This window comes from Acinetobacter sp. AOR34_HL, from assembly GCF_027854795.1.
In the GTDB taxonomy this organism is placed as follows: domain Bacteria; phylum Pseudomonadota; class Gammaproteobacteria; order Pseudomonadales; family Moraxellaceae; genus Acinetobacter; species Acinetobacter junii.
Map to the genome: position 1 here is coordinate 49,028 of NZ_JAKTID010000031.1, position 14,340 is coordinate 63,367.

Annotated in this window: 13 protein-coding genes and 3 tRNA genes; 12 read left to right on the plus strand and 4 right to left on the minus strand. The window is 40.6% G+C overall.

Annotated elements, in window-relative coordinates; genetic code table 11:
* The first annotated feature begins 381 nt into the window (after positions 1-381).
* The 3 genes from ppnP to MKL32_RS04590 all read left to right on the plus strand — a co-directional run bounded on the left by ppnP (position 382) and on the right by MKL32_RS04590 (position 2,589).
* Entirely contained in the window at positions 382-708 is a 327-nt protein-coding gene (gene ppnP / locus MKL32_RS04580; RefSeq protein WP_004958605.1) for a pyrimidine/purine nucleoside phosphorylase, read from the plus strand.
* A gap of 189 nt (positions 709-897) precedes the next feature.
* Positions 898-1,647, plus strand: coding sequence for a 23S rRNA (guanosine(2251)-2'-O)-methyltransferase RlmB (gene rlmB, locus MKL32_RS04585; protein WP_004916859.1), 750 nt, complete (start codon positions 898-900; stop codon positions 1,645-1,647).
* 30 nt (positions 1,648-1,677) lie between these two features.
* Positions 1,678-2,589, plus strand: a complete 912-nt coding sequence (locus tag MKL32_RS04590; RefSeq protein ID WP_126131696.1) for a DMT family transporter — start codon at positions 1,678-1,680, stop codon at positions 2,587-2,589.
* Here the strand turns inward: MKL32_RS04590 and coaE are convergent.
* From coaE to pilB, 4 genes are read right to left on the minus strand one after another with little or no spacing between them, the layout of a single operon-like run.
* Positions 2,586-3,185: a dephospho-CoA kinase gene (coaE, locus tag MKL32_RS04595; protein WP_126131695.1), complete on the minus strand. Its 600-nt coding sequence runs from the start codon at positions 3,183-3,185 to the stop codon at positions 2,586-2,588. The genes MKL32_RS04590 and coaE overlap by 4 nt on opposite strands.
* 1 nt (position 3,186) lies before the next feature.
* Positions 3,187-4,047: a prepilin peptidase gene (locus tag MKL32_RS04600; protein WP_126131694.1), complete on the minus strand. Its 861-nt coding sequence runs from the start codon at positions 4,045-4,047 to the stop codon at positions 3,187-3,189.
* Positions 4,047-5,273: a type II secretion system F family protein gene (locus tag MKL32_RS04605; protein WP_087539738.1), complete on the minus strand. Its 1,227-nt coding sequence runs from the start codon at positions 5,271-5,273 to the stop codon at positions 4,047-4,049. The genes MKL32_RS04600 and MKL32_RS04605 overlap by 1 nt, the downstream gene beginning before the upstream one ends.
* 24 nt (positions 5,274-5,297) lie before the next feature.
* A complete protein-coding gene (gene pilB / locus MKL32_RS04610) occupies positions 5,298-7,025 on the minus strand; it encodes a type IV-A pilus assembly ATPase PilB (RefSeq protein ID WP_126131693.1) in 1,728 nt (575 codons plus the stop codon).
* Positions 7,026-7,370: 345 nt separating this feature from the next.
* On the opposite strand from pilB, the gene tpiA reads away from it, so the two are divergent.
* The 9 genes from tpiA to MKL32_RS04655 all read left to right on the plus strand — a co-directional run bounded on the left by tpiA (position 7,371) and on the right by MKL32_RS04655 (position 14,299).
* Complete coding sequence (tpiA, locus tag MKL32_RS04615) at positions 7,371-8,162, plus strand: triose-phosphate isomerase (protein ID WP_004958617.1); 792 nt, start codon at positions 7,371-7,373, stop codon at positions 8,160-8,162.
* 12 nt (positions 8,163-8,174) lie between these two features.
* On the plus strand, positions 8,175-8,504 hold the full coding sequence (secG, locus tag MKL32_RS04620; RefSeq protein ID WP_004916847.1) for a preprotein translocase subunit SecG: 330 nt from the start codon (positions 8,175-8,177) through the stop codon (positions 8,502-8,504).
* Between the two features lie 57 nt (positions 8,505-8,561).
* Positions 8,562-8,646: transfer RNA gene (locus MKL32_RS04625), tRNA-Leu, on the plus strand.
* Positions 8,647-8,689: 43 nt separating this feature from the next.
* Positions 8,690-8,766: transfer RNA gene (locus MKL32_RS04630), tRNA-Met, on the plus strand.
* Positions 8,767-8,851: 85 nt separating this feature from the next.
* Positions 8,852-8,928 (plus strand) — tRNA-Met (locus MKL32_RS04635).
* A 198-nt stretch (positions 8,929-9,126) separates the two neighbouring features.
* Positions 9,127-9,651 (plus strand): ribosome maturation factor RimP, encoded by a 525-nt coding sequence (gene rimP / locus MKL32_RS04640; RefSeq protein ID WP_004916844.1) that lies wholly within the window; start codon positions 9,127-9,129, stop codon positions 9,649-9,651.
* A 37-nt stretch (positions 9,652-9,688) separates the two neighbouring features.
* Positions 9,689-11,173, plus strand: a complete 1,485-nt coding sequence (gene nusA / locus MKL32_RS04645) for a transcription termination factor NusA (protein ID WP_004916840.1) — start codon at positions 9,689-9,691, stop codon at positions 11,171-11,173.
* A gap of 10 nt (positions 11,174-11,183) precedes the next feature.
* A complete protein-coding gene (gene infB, locus MKL32_RS04650) occupies positions 11,184-13,898 on the plus strand; it encodes a translation initiation factor IF-2 (protein ID WP_004957499.1) in 2,715 nt (904 codons plus the stop codon).
* On the plus strand, positions 13,898-14,299 hold the full coding sequence (locus MKL32_RS04655) for a ribosome-binding factor A (protein ID WP_004916834.1): 402 nt from the start codon (positions 13,898-13,900) through the stop codon (positions 14,297-14,299). The genes infB and MKL32_RS04655 overlap by 1 nt, the downstream gene beginning before the upstream one ends.
* Positions 14,300-14,340: the final 41 nt, after the last annotated feature.

Below are 14,340 nucleotides of genomic sequence, written 5' to 3' on the forward strand. Positions count from 1 at the left end.
TTAGCGGTGTTGTTTTTTTTAGTGCTTCAGATGGTTTATTTCTGAAGTCGGTCTCATATATTGAAGTTTGATTTTCTTAATATTCATTATTCATCGCGGTGCAAATCACTTGGTGCTTGGTAAAATTAACGAAGATCATTCTGTCCACTGGTAACATGGTTGTTTGCCTTGTGATTGGGTAAAAGTTATTTTTCTAATTCTCGCCACTCGTAGCATAACTACTCGTCTTGAGCCCGGACAAAGCTTCGCTTTGTTTTTTCCTCGCTCAGGTATGAAAATTGCTGTATTTACGCCAGAAAATGGATTGATTAGTTGTAAAGGCACAATTAAACTACGTCCAGCATAACCTAATATAAATGCGGCAGAATTTGGAGAGTACGCATGAGTTCAGTGCAGTTTGATCATGTAACGGTCATTAAGAAATCGAATGTGTATTTTGGCGGGGCATGTATTAGCCATACAGTACAATTTGAAGATGGTACAAAAAAAACTTTAGGCGTTATTTTACCTACTGAACAACCTTTGACTTTTGAAACACACGTCCCAGAGCGTATGGAAATTATTTCTGGTGAGTGTCGCGTAAAAATTGCAGATAGTACAGAAAGTGAATTATTCCGTGCGGGGCAGTCATTCTATGTCCCTGGAAACAGTGTATTCCATATTGAAGCAGATGAAGTACTTGATTATGTGTGTCATTTAGAAGGTTAACCTTTTCCTTCATAAATCGAGTACACTATATCTGAAGAAAATCCTGTAAAGTCATTTACAGGATTTTTTTATTAAATTCCCTTGCGGAGCTATTCGCTCCTCACCTGTAAAGTCATTTACAGGATTTTTTATTTTCAAAATCCCCCCAAATATCCTGCTTTAAGTGGGAATGCTGAAAAGAGGTCGCTCATGGCAAAACCTGAATATTATTATGGCGTTCATTCCGTGGAGTCATTATTAGAATTGGAGCCTGAGCGAGTACTCACATTGTTTACGCTTAAAGGTCGAGATGATCAGCGTTTACAAAAAATCTTAGCACTTGCGGAACCTTTCGGGATTAGTGTGCAAAAGGCAAGCCGTGACAGTCTGGAAAAACTAGCAGGAATGCCATTCCACCAAGGGGTTGTTGCTGCTGTACGTCCTCATCCAACGCTTAATGAAAAAGATTTAGATCAATTAATGCAGCAGCATCCCGATGCGTTATTGTTGGCACTTGATCAAGTGACTGATCCACATAATTTAGGTGCTTGCATCAGAACTGCAGCCGCTATGGGAGTTCAAGCAGTCATCGTACCTAGAGATCGTTCAGCAAGTTTGACGCCAACAGCACGTAAAGTTGCAGCAGGTGGTGCAGAAAAGGTTAAGTTTATTCAAGTCACTAATCTTGCTCGTACCTTAGCGCATTTAAAAGAGACTACCCATACTCGTGTGATTGGTACGATGCTTGATGAGAAAGCTTTGCCTATTCAGCAATGTGATTTTAGCGGTTCGGTTGTGATAGTAATGGGCGCTGAAGACACTGGACTTCGACCAATTACCCAATCGCAATGTGATCAAACTGTATTTATCCCAATGGCGGGTGATTTGCAGAGTTTAAATGTAAGTGTTGCAACAGGTATGGCACTTTATGAGGCATGTCGACAGCGTACTACTGTATAATCATCGTTACGCTCTATTCAAAATTGAAAAATGACAGTTCGCTCGCAAGGTTATCTTTTTGTCCTGATCACGATGTGTATATGGGGCGGATTTACTATTTTCTCCCGACTTAATGCGCATTGGCATGTCAGTATGTGGGATTTGGTTGCGATGCGCTTTGCAATTGCTTCTGTTATTTTAGTGCCTGTTTTAATTTATAAAAAAGATTTTGCCTTTTTATGGCATCCACGCCCTTTGATTTTGGCACTGATCGGCGGGCTAGGCTATTGTTTTACCGTATATACCGCTTTTTTGCATGCCCCAGCTGCACATGCTGCTATTTTTTTAAATGGTTGTATCCCTTTGTGTACTGCTATTGCTGCATATTTATTATTTAGACAGCCTTTTGATAAACATACGTGGTTCAGTATTGCAATTATGATGAGTGCATTATTACTTATGAGTTATTTAATGCTGCATGATCAAAGTGCTGTATTGGGTTGGGGGGATCTGTTGTTGTTTATTAGTGCGGTGTGGTGGGGTATTTTTACCGTTCTCCTAAAACAATGGAAGCTATCTGCTTGGCATTCAACAGCGGGTGTAGTGATTTGGTCTGCGATTATCTACCTGCCTATTTATATTTTATTTATTCCAAAACATTTTCAAGATGCAGAACCTCTTCACCTCTTGATTCAAGGACTTTTCCATGGTGTGTTGGTGGTGATCGTTGCGACTTTGACTTATGTTGCAGCAATTCAAAGGTTAGGCGCATTTAAAACGGGAAGTATTGTAACTTTAGCACCATTTATAGCAGCTGTTGTCGCTGTTCCTTTGTTAGATGAACCAATCAATCTCGCCATTATCAGTGGTTTGATTGGAATGGCGATTGGTGCGCTTCAACCGTGGCGATGGTTTCAAAAAGACACCTTAGAGGCTCAGCTCGAACATCAAAACAAAAATTAATATTCAGCGCGTTGTAGGTAACTGAAATGTAATGGTTTTAATTGTTGGTGTAGATGTTCCAATAAGCCATCATTTACCACAATGTCATTTGCCAAACGTTGCTTTTCAGAGCGAGGCATTTGTGCTGCAATAATATGACGAATTTGCTGTTCACTTTGCCCATCTCGTTGACTTGCACGTTCCAGTTGAATGTGCTCACTCGCATCGATCAATAAAGTATGATGAACGAGTTCATGTTGATTAGTTTCAAACAAAAGTGGTGAGACTAAAATGACATAAGGGCTTTCAGCTTGTTGTAATTGTTGAATGATAGATTGGCGAATAGCGGGATGTGTGATTTTTTCTAATGTCATACGTGCTTCAGGATGGCTGAAGATATGTTCTCTCAAGGCTCGACGATTTAAAGTTCCATCTTCTAATAGAACCCAATCTCCAAAAGCACGGTGTATTTCTTTTAAAGCAGGTTGATTTGGTGCTACGATTTCTCGAGCAACAATATCTGCATCTATTACCACAATACCTTGGGACTCAAACCATTGGGTTGCAGCAGACTTACCACTCCCAATACCACCCGTAATCCCCAAGATAAATGTCATATTAACCCCCAAGATACACTTTCATAATTTGCTCACCCCATAGAAAGGCAATCCAACCGGCAATTGCAATATAAGGACCAAATGCAAAAGGTTGATTTTCACCGCGCATTTTCATCAGCATAATACCAATAATTGCACCTACCATAGAAGAGAGTAATACGATGAGGGGTAACATCATCGGACCCATCCATGCACCAAGGGCGGCAAGCAGTTTAAAATCTCCATAGCCCATGCCTTCTTTGCCGGTGATGATTTTAAATAGGAAATACACAATCCAAAGACATAGAAAACCGATTAAATAGCCCCAGATCGCAGCACTAGCCGTTGTATAGATTGCAAAAGTATTAACACCTAGACCTAATGCTGCTAAAGGTAGCGTAAATCGATCAGGTAGTAATTGTGTATCAAAATCAATAAAAGTGAGTGCAATAAGTGTCCACGTTAGAATTAAGCCGAACAGCATCTGAATTGTTGCACCGAATACTGCCACAACGATCAATGAACAGATCATAGTAAGTAGTTCAATCAGCGGGTAGCGAATGCTAATTGGATTCTGGCAAGTGCCACATTTACCACGGAGTGCTAACCAACTAATAAGAGGAATATTTTGGAACCATTTAATTGGCGTTTGACACTTAGGACAGGTGGAAACTGGCTGACTTAATGTTAACTTGCTCTGATCTATGATCGGCTGTTCAGGGTGTAAAAGCATTTGGCATTCTTGCTGCCATTGCTGCTCCATCATTTTTGGAGTGCGAAAGATCACAACATTTAAAAAACTGCCAATGCACAGACTGATTAATCCAACTGCAAGGTAAAGTGCAGTTGGATTTTCAAGGAAGTAAAAGAAAAAAGATTGCATTACACTACTGAACCCATCTGGAAGATTGGTAGATACATGGCAATAACGAGACCGCCTACTAATACACCAAGAATTGCCATAATAAGAGGTTCCATCATTGAAGTGAGACCATCTACTGCGTTGTCGACTTCATTTTCATAGTGTGTTGCGACTTTATCTAACATCGAATCAAGAGCGCCAGACTCTTCACCAATTGCAACCATTTGAATTGCCATCGAAGGGAAGAGGTTTGAAACACGCATCGCGAATTGGAGCTGTTGTCCAGTCGCAACATCTTCTCTAATTTTAAGTACAGCTTCTTCATAAACAACATTATTGGTTGCACCTGCTGTGGATGTAAGCGCATCAATTAATGGTACGCCTGCAGCAAAAGTGGTAGCTAAAGTGCGGCTATAGCGAGCAATAATTGCTTTATATACAAGATCTCCAAAAATCGGCAATTTTAGAGCAAGCTTATCCAATGTATCTCTAAACTTTTTACTACGTTTTTTTGCCTCCAAGAATCCTGTGATAAAAATACCTATAGCAATAATGAGGATAAACCAATACTCTTGCATCCATTTAGACATATTTACAACCATTTGGGTAAAAGCTGGTAGATCAGCTCCAAAGGATGTAAAGAGGTCTTGGAAAACGGGTACTACCTTAACCATTAGAATGATTGTTACAATTACAGCTACAACGATAACAGTGGCAGGATATTTCATCGCTTTTTTAATTTTTTGTTTGAGTAATTCACTTTTTTCTTTATAAACAGCAACACGATCTAGCATCGTTTCAAGGGCACCTGATTGTTCACCAGATTCGACGAGTGAACAAAATAAATTGTCGAAATATTGAGGGTATTTTCTTAAAGCACCAGCAAAAGTATTACCGCCTTCAACTTCGTTTTTTAAACCTAATACGACCTCACGCATGGATGGGTTTTCTAATCCTTCTGCAACAATTTCAAAGCCTTGTACTAATGGCACACCCGCTTTCATCATTGTTGCTAATTGGCGTGTGAAAACTGTGATATCCAAGGTCGTTACTTTTTTCTTCATAAAACCTTCGAGAATATTTTTACGTTTTTCTCGAATATTTTTAATAGTCACACCTTGTTTACGTAAGGTGACTTTTGCTAAAGCCATATTACGTGCTGGAAGTTCCCCTTTAATTTTTGCCCCTTTACGATCGACCCCTTCGTAGGCAAAAGTAGGCATCATTTGCGCTTTTTTCGCTACCATGACCATTAATCCTTTTTATTGATTTTATTCATTTGTTACTCGGTTAACTTCTTGCAAAGAGGTGATCCCTTGCATGACCTTTTTTAAACCAGAACGACGTAAATTATCGAAACCAGCCTTTTCAGATGCTGCTGCAATTTGTAGTGCATTCCCATCTTCCATAATAATCTTGGAAATCTCTGGTGTCACTTTCATCACTTCATAAATACCGACACGTCCTTTATATCCTTCACGACAAGCATCACAGCCTACAGGTTGAAATATTTGGAAACCTGGGGTGGTTAAGTCTTGTTCGGTGAAACCCATTTCTAGAAGGCTTTGTTTAGGAATATCGATAGGTTGTTTGCATGAAGAACATAGGCGGCGAGCTAAACGTTGAGCAATTACTAGATTAACCGAAGTCGCAATATTGAAAGACTGAACTCCCATATTACGTAAACGTGTGAGTGTTTCTGGAGCGCTATTGGTGTGCAAAGTCGACATCACCATGTGACCTGTTTGGGCTGCTTTGATAGCAATTTCAGCTGTTTCTAAATCACGAATCTCACCGACCATGATGACATCAGGATCTTGACGTAAAAAAGCTTTTAATGCTGCTGAGAAAGTTAAACCTGTTTTAGGGTTGACGTTAACTTGGTTAATACCTTCTAAGTTAATTTCGACGGGATCTTCTGCGGTCGAAATATTGGTATCTTCTGTATTTAAGATATTTAAACCCGTATACAACGATACAGTTTTACCTGAGCCTGTTGGACCTGTAATTAGAAGCATACCCTGAGGCTTGTCTAATGCACTCATAAAGAGTTCTTTTTGTTCATCCTCATAGCCTAATGCTTCAATACCTAACATTGCGCTTGAAGGATCTAAGATACGAAGAACCAGTTTTTCTCCAAATAAAGTTGGAAGTGAGTTAACACGAAAATCAATTGCTTTAGTTTTAGAGAGTTTAAGTTTGATACGACCATCTTGGGGCATACGTTTTTCAGAAATGTCCATCTGAGACATGACTTTTAAGCGCGAGGCTAAACGAGTTGCGAGCTGTAATGGTGGGTTAGCAATTTGTCTGAGTACACCATCCACACGATAACGCACTCTATACATTTTTTCATAAGGTTCAAAATGTAAGTCAGATGCTCCCATTCGAATCGCATCAATCAACAGTTTATTGATATATTTAACGATAGGTGATTCGTCTTGGTGGTTTGTATCATCGTTATCTTCAGTCAAGTTATTTGTATCAGTAGATGCAACATCTACATTATCTAAATCAAAGTCTTCACTATCTCCAAAATCGAAACTGCCGCTATCTCCAAATTGCTGATCAATCAGTTTTTCGAGTTTATTGTGCTCAACAATCACAGCTTCGATATTCAACTTGGTATTGAACCTGATTGCGTCTAATGCATCAATATTCGTCGGGTTGCTGGTCGCAACATACAAAATCTGACCACGTTGAATGAGTGGAACAACACGATGTTTTTGAATCAGTTTGCTGTCAGTTATTTCACGAGGTAATAGAGCTGTATCAAATACAGCAAGATCAAAGAGTGGCTCACCAAACTCTAAAGATATGCTTTCCGCAATTGTCAGAGGTGATAGACGATGATGTTCAATTAAGTGAGCAACAATATCTTGTTGTGCTTTTTTTGCAGCATCAATCGCACTCTGCATATTTGATGCAGCAATGTGACCATCATCGACTATGCGTCGAATAAACCCCGAAAATTTTGGAGACGTATGTATTCCTGACATCTGTCCGCCTTATGACAATATGGTTATAATAGCTATATATCAAAATTATACTTTCGTTACGTAAAATTACTACCATTGAAAGTGTCGTTTTTGACTTGATTAAGCTTTAAAACTTTGAACTGATCGAATCTTTTGCAAATTTATTTTTATCATAAACTTGTAGTTATGATGTTTTGAATAAATAAATGTCTCAGCCAACCAAATCCACTTTGGTTAAACTGATAATACTCTTTTTCATCCCATAGTCACTGCTTTAAATTCAAACGATATAAAAAAACTGAATTTTCTAAAAAACTGTGTAAAATATGCAGCATTTTTTAGAATTTATTCGTAGGTTGGCGGAGTATGTCGAATTCGACCATTACCCCTTGGGTTGTTGGCAATTGGAAAATGAATCCAATGCATGCTGACGCTTTAAAATTAATAGAAGAATTTAAACTGTTATTACAACAGGAACCTATTTCTCAAGCGGCATGTCATATTGGTGTTTCTCCAGTATCGATTGCGCTTACAAATATACAAGCACATTTAGCTGAATTTAATCGAACAATCTATACGGTCGCTCAGGACGTTTCCAAAATTGCTGGCACAGGGGCGTATACGGGTGAGGTCAGTGCTGAATTGCTAAAAGATAGTCAAATCGAATTTGTACTGATTGGACATTCTGAGCGTCGAGAGTTATTCGGTGATAATGTAGAAATCATCAAGGCTAAACTCAACAATGCTTTAAATGCAGGATTGACTGTGATTTATTGTGTTGGTGAAAGTTTAGAGCAGCGCGAGCAGGGCGCTGCTGAACAAGTTGTATTACAACAAATTTGTGATATCGCAGCGATTGTAAAGCCTGATCAATGGCAGCATATTGTGGTCGCTTATGAGCCGATTTGGGCGATTGGCACTGGAAAGACTGCTTCTCCTGCTGATGCGCAAATGATGCATGCAAAAATTCGTGAAGGTTTAAAACAAATCACACCTTTTGGAGCAAATATTGCTATTTTGTATGGTGGAAGTGTGAAAGCTGAGAATGCTGTTGAATTGGCTGCATGTCCAGATATTAATGGCGCTCTAGTTGGTGGTGCATCACTAAATGCGCAATCCTTTTTCCAAATCGCAAAAGCTTTTGCTCAAAGCAAATAACGAGGAATAGAAATGTATAGTTTTATACTCGTTGTACATATCATTTTGGCAATTTTGATTATTGCTTTGGTTCTTGTACAACAAGGTAAGGGTGCTGAAGCTGGCGCATCTTTTGGTGGTGGCGGTGCTGCCACAGTATTTGGTGCTTCGGGTGCAGGTAACTTCTTGACCCGTTTAACTGCTATTTTTACTGCATTATTTTTTGTAACTAGTTTGACCTTGGCTGTGTTTGCTAAAAAACAAACGACAGATGCATATACGCTTAAATCAGTTCAAACGACGACAACAGCTCCTGCCTCATCGTCTGAAACTTCATCAAACGCGCCAAAAACAACTGAATAAGTTGATTTAGGACTTTTCTTTTTCGCTTTAAACGAATAGAATGCGTCCCACAAAGCTGCGGTGGTGGTGGAATTGGTAGACACGCTACCTTGAGGTGGTAGTGCTTTCGGGCGTGGGGGTTCAAGTCCCCCCTTCCGCACCAAACTTAATAACCAGTAAGTTTGGTGTATGCAGTGTTTTGTTGATGCGGGATGGAGCAGTCTGGTAGCTCGTCGGGCTCATAACCCGAAGGTCGTTGGTTCAAATCCAGCTCCCGCTACCATTTGATTAAGGTGCAACTTAATCAAGCAAGTATGAAAACTTGAATTGACTTTTTTTCATATCTGTATATAATTTTTGCACGTTGATGCGGGATGGAGCAGTCTGGTAGCTCGTCGGGCTCATAACCCGAAGGTCGTTGGTTCAAATCCAGCTCCCGCTACCAAGTTTCTTAAAAGAGGCTCACAATAAGGTGGGCCTTTTTGCACAGTGGGCAATGCTTTTCTGTGTAACATAGGGGCGATTTACGCCCTTTTTTATTGGTTGTTTAGCTATCGTGTAGTGTTCGACATCAATTGGTCAAATAGTCGTGCTTCACTATACGGTTAAGATTGATTGGCTCGCATGAGAGCGACGAGAGTAAATGAAATTATCAAATAAATCTCAAGCATTGCATGATCTTATCGCGCCAGCTGTAGCTGCGTGTGGTGTAGATCTGTGGGGGATTGAATTCCTTCCACAAGGAAAGCGTTCTTTATTACGTATTTATATCGATAAACCTGTCGATGAGAACGCAGAACCTATTCTTAATGAAGATGGTGAATTAGAACAAGGGCGTGGTATTGGCGTTCAAGATTGTGTGCTCGTTACACAACAAGTGGGTGCAATGCTTGATGTTCATGATCCTATTTCTGGTGAATATGCTCTTGAAGTATCATCACCTGGTTGGGATCGACCATTCTTTCAATTAAATCAATTACCAGCATATATTGGACAACAAGTGGCTTTACGCTTGATTGCTGCCGTCGAAAACCGTCGTAAGTTTCAGGCGAAATTACTTTCTGTAGATTTGGAAAATGAACTGATCCAAGTTGAAGTGGAAGGTAAACACGTGCTTGAAATTGATAGCAATAACATTGATAAAGCAAATTTAATCTATCAAGACTAATATTAACTTAATTTTATAAGAAATCGGTAGGTGACTTATGGGCCGCGAAATTCTTACCGTTGCAGAAACGGTTAGTAATGAAAAAGGTGTTAGTCGTGAAGCGATCTTCCAAGCGTTAGAGCAAGCCCTTGTTGCAGCAACGAAGAAAAAGTTTTACGAAGGTACACATTCAGAAGAAGCTCAACTTCGCGTTGAGATTGATCGTAAAACAGGTGATTACCGCACTTTTCGTCAGTGGACAGTTGTTGCGGATGAAGATCATGAAATGCCAGCTTGCCAAGATGCAATTTCAGATGTAGATCCATCGAAATGGTCGATTGGTGATGTGCGCGAACTTGAAGTTGAGTCAATCGAGTTTGGTCGTATTGCTGCACAGATCGCAAAACAAGTGATTGTACAAAAGATTCGTGAAGCTGAGCGTGCATTGGTTGCTGATGCTTATGAATCGAAAGTCGGTGAGTTGATTTACGGTGAAGTGAAAAAGCAAACGAAAGATGGCTTTATCATTGATCTAGGCGACAATGCAGAAGCTTACTTGGCGCGTGAAGAAACGATCCATAAAGAAATTTTGCGTCCTAAACAACGTATCAATGCAATTTTATATAGCGTGAATCGTGAAGGTCGTGGCGCACAACTTTTGTTGTCTCGCTCACGTCCAGAAATGCTGATTGCATTGATGAAAAAAGAAATTCCTGAAATTTCAGAAGAAATCATTGAGATTAAAGCAGCAGCACGTCAACCAGGCGTTCGTGCTAAAATTGCAGTGAAAACTAACGACCACCGTATTGATCCTGTTGGTGCTTGTATTGGTATGCGTGGTACACGTATTCAAGCAGTACAACAAGAGTTAAATGGTGAGCGTATCGATGTTGTGGTGTGGTCTGATGATCCAGCGCAATATATCGCAAGTGCTTTAGAGCCAGCAGATGTATCTGGTATCGTATTAGATGAAGATGCACGCAGTGCAGACATCATTTTTGCGACCAATGATCAATTGGCGCGTGCGATTGGTTCACAAGGACAAAATGTTCGTTTGGCATCTGAATTGACGGGTTATAAACTCGACATGATGTTAGAAGAAGAGTATCGTGCTCGTCAGCAAAATGAAGCTCAACAATATCTCGATATGTTTGTTTCTCGTCTTGATATTGATGAAGATTTAGCAATGGCATTGGTTGAGATGGGCTTTACTTCATTAGAAGAAATTGCTTATGTTCCAGCTGAAACATTTGATGAAATCGAGCTTGAGGCTGATTTAGTTGAATTGTTACAAAGTCGTGCGAAAGAAGCTGCATTAACGGATGCGTTAAAACAGCAAGAAAATATTCAAGAGCCAAGTGCAGAACTTCTCGGTATGGAAGGTATGACGACTGAGATTGCATATGCATTGGCGGCGCGTGGTGTGATTACGATTGATGATTTGGCTGACCAAGCGACTGACGATATCTCAGATATCGAAGGTTTAGGTCATGACAAAGCAGGTCAGTTAATTATGAAAGCACGTGAATCATGGTTTAATTAGGAGATAATAGATGACGGACAAGTCGATTCAAGAGTTAGCGCTCAGCGTAGAACGTCCTGTAGAGAAACTCCTAGAGCAGGTTCGCGATGCAGGTCTACCACAGCGTAAAGCAGATGACATTATTACCACTGAACAGCAAGATACTTTGGTCAATTATTTGAAAAAAGTACATGGTCAGGAAAGTGGTAACACAGGAAAAATTGCGTTGAAACGTAAAACAACGAGTACTGCTAAAGTAACAAGTACATCGGGTAAAGCTAAAAACATTAATGTTGAAGTGCGCAAAAAACAAGTATTTGCGAAACCGAGCCCTGAGTTACTTGCAGCAGAAGCAAAAGCGCGAGCTGAAGCTGATCAGAAAGTACGTGTTGAACAAAAAACACGTGTTGAAGCTGAACAGAAAGCCCGTGATAGTGCTGAGCAAAAAGCCAATGCAACTTTAGAAGCAATGCGTGCAGAGCATACTTCTGACAGTTCAACACAAGCACCAGCTAAAACAGCTGTTGTCGTTAAAAAACGTAACAGTGACAAGATTATTAAAGCACCTGTTGTTAAGCCAACAGAAACGCCAGAACAGAAAAAAGCTCGTGAAGCTCAAGCGGCTCAATTAAAAGCTACTGAAGAAGCTGTACGTCGTAAAGCTGCTGAAGAAGCACAACAGCGTACACTTGAGCAAATGCGTAAAATGGCATCAAAATATTCAAATGATGATGCTACGACTACGATTCGCGTGATTGATGACTCTCCTTTAGCTGCTGGTCTTGTTGGTCAAGCATATGAAGATTCATTCAACAAAGAAGACCGTGAAATCAAACGTGGTGGTGCAACTGCAAATCCGCGTGCTGGTAAGAAAAGCGGTCGTGGTGGCGATGCTCAAGCAGAGCAAAGTTTCAGTAAGAGCCATCACAAGCGTGGTTTGAAAACGAGCCAAGCGAATAAACATGGTTTTGAAAAACCTGTTAAGAAGCAGATTTATGATGTTGAGATCGGTGAGAAAATCATTGTTGCTGATCTTGCTCAAAAAATGGCAGTTAAAGTCCGTGAAGTAATCAAAACACTCATGAAAATGGGTGAGTTAGTTACTCAGAACCAAGCAATCGATCAAGATACAGCTGTACTGGTCGTCGAAGAGTTGGGTCATAATCCAGTTCTAGTTTCTGATACTCAAGCGGAAGACAACTTACTTGAAGCTGCTGAAGAAGCACGTGGTGAGCAAACAACTCGTCCGCCTGTTGTAACAATTATGGGGCACGTTGACCATGGTAAAACGTCATTATTAGATCGTATTCGTCGCTCTAAAGTGGCAGCTGGCGAGGCGGGTGGTATCACTCAGCACATTGGTGCTTACCATGTTGAAACTGAGAAAGGTATTATTACTTTCCTAGATACGCCTGGACACGCAGCGTTTACGTCTATGCGTGCTCGTGGTGCGAAAGCAACAGATATCGTAGTTCTAGTTGTTGCTGCTGATGATGGTGTAATGCCACAAACAGCGGAAGCGATTGATCATGCTCGTGCAGCGGGTACGCCGATCATTGTTGCAATCAACAAGATGGATAAAGAATCAGCTGACGTTGACCGTGTACTTAATGAGTTGACTACAAAAGGTATCGTGCCTGAAGAATGGGGCGGTGATGTTCCAGTTGCGAAAGTATCTGCGCATTCAGGTGCTGGTATCGATAGCTTACTTGACCTTATCTTGATCCAAGCAGAATTGATGGAGCTTAAAGCTTCAGCAGAAGGCGCGGCACAAGGTGTAGTAATTGAAGCGCGTGTTGATAAAGGTCGTGGTGCAGTTACTTCTATTCTAGTACAAAACGGTACTTTGAATATTGGTGATCTTGTATTGGCTGGTTCATCTTATGGCCGTGTACGTGCGATGTCTGATGAAAATGGTCAACGTATTACTTCGGCTGGACCATCAATTCCAGTTGAAATTTTAGGTTTACCTGAAGCACCAATGGCGGGTGATGAAGTTCTAGTCGTAAATGACGAGAAGAAAGCACGTGAAGTTGCTGATGCTCGTGCAGATCGTGAACGTCAAAAACGTCTTGAACGTGCAAGCTCTATGCGTCTTGAAAACATCATGGCGTCTATGGGTAAGAAAGATGTTCCAACTGTGAATGTTGTACTTAAGACTGATGTGCGCGGTACTTTAGAAGCATTACATGTTGCACTTGATGAGTTATCTACTGATGAAGTGAAAGTACGTGTAATTGGTTCAGGTGTTGGTGCGATTACAGAATCTGACGTTACTCTTGCAGAATCTTCTGAAGCTGTTTTATTAGGCTTTAACGTTCGTGCAGATAACACAGCGCGTCAAAAATCTGACCAAGATGGTATCGACATTCGTTACTACAGCGTTATCTATCAATTAATTGATGACGTGAAAGCAGCAATGAGCGGTAAACTTGCTCCTGAACATCGTGAAACAATCTTGGGTGTTGCTCAAGTTCGTGAAGTGTTCCGTTCAAGTAAGTTTGGTGCTGCTGCAGGCTGTATGGTAATGGAAGGTGTAATCCACCGTAACAAACCAATCCGCGTCTTACGTGATGATGTGGTTGTATTCCAAGGTGAGCTTGAGTCATTACGTCGTTATAAGGATGTAGTAGAAGAAGTTCGTGCTGGTATGGAATGTGGTCTTGCGGTTAAAGGTTATAACGACATCAAAGAACTTGATAAAATCGAAGTTTATGATGTTCAATTGGTTAAACGGAGTCTTTAATGGCGGGTAGCCAACGCTTAAAGCGCATGGCGGATTCAGTACAACGTGAGTTGTCAGAGTTGATCCGTCAGGAGCTTAAAGATCCACGCTTAGGTGGTCTAGTGACCATCTCTGCGGTCAAAGTCAGTGCTGACTTAGGATATGCTGAAGTTTATGTAACCGTGATGGGGCGTGAGCTTGGTGATGAGCAAAGTGAAGCAGCAAATAAAGAAACTTTAGATGTATTAAATAAAGCATCTGGTTTCCTGCGTCATGAGCTAAGTCGTCGTATTAAGACACGTATTACCCCTAGATTGCGTTTCCATTATGATAAAACCAATGCATATGGTAACTACATGTTTGGTTTGATCGCGGAAGCTGTCAAGGATCTGCCTGAACAAGGGCAAGAAGATAAAGAATAAATTTAAAAAAGCCACCTTCGGGTGGCTTTTTTACGATGAGA

Bases quoted from the DNA above. Each gene is read 5' to 3' on its own strand.
- ppnP (WP_004958605.1), top strand. From the start codon at position 382: ATGAGTTCAGTGCAGTTTGATCATGTAACGGTCATTAAGAAATCGAAT.
- rlmB (WP_004916859.1), top strand. From the start codon at position 898: ATGGCAAAACCTGAATATTATTATGGCGTTCATTCCGTGGAGTCATTA.
- MKL32_RS04590 (WP_126131696.1), top strand. From the start codon at position 1,678: ATGACAGTTCGCTCGCAAGGTTATCTTTTTGTCCTGATCACGATGTGT.
- coaE (WP_126131695.1), bottom strand. From the start codon at position 3,185: ATGACATTTATCTTGGGGATTACGGGTGGTATTGGGAGTGGTAAGTCT.
- MKL32_RS04600 (WP_126131694.1), bottom strand. From the start codon at position 4,047: ATGCAATCTTTTTTCTTTTACTTCCTTGAAAATCCAACTGCACTTTAC.
- MKL32_RS04605 (WP_087539738.1), bottom strand. From the start codon at position 5,273: ATGGTAGCGAAAAAAGCGCAAATGATGCCTACTTTTGCCTACGAAGGG.
- pilB (WP_126131693.1), bottom strand. From the start codon at position 7,025: ATGTCAGGAATACATACGTCTCCAAAATTTTCGGGGTTTATTCGACGC.
- tpiA (WP_004958617.1), top strand. From the start codon at position 7,371: ATGTCGAATTCGACCATTACCCCTTGGGTTGTTGGCAATTGGAAAATG.
- secG (WP_004916847.1), top strand. From the start codon at position 8,175: ATGTATAGTTTTATACTCGTTGTACATATCATTTTGGCAATTTTGATT.
- rimP (WP_004916844.1), top strand. From the start codon at position 9,127: ATGAAATTATCAAATAAATCTCAAGCATTGCATGATCTTATCGCGCCA.
- nusA (WP_004916840.1), top strand. From the start codon at position 9,689: ATGGGCCGCGAAATTCTTACCGTTGCAGAAACGGTTAGTAATGAAAAA.
- infB (WP_004957499.1), top strand. From the start codon at position 11,184: ATGACGGACAAGTCGATTCAAGAGTTAGCGCTCAGCGTAGAACGTCCT.
- MKL32_RS04655 (WP_004916834.1), top strand. From the start codon at position 13,898: ATGGCGGGTAGCCAACGCTTAAAGCGCATGGCGGATTCAGTACAACGT.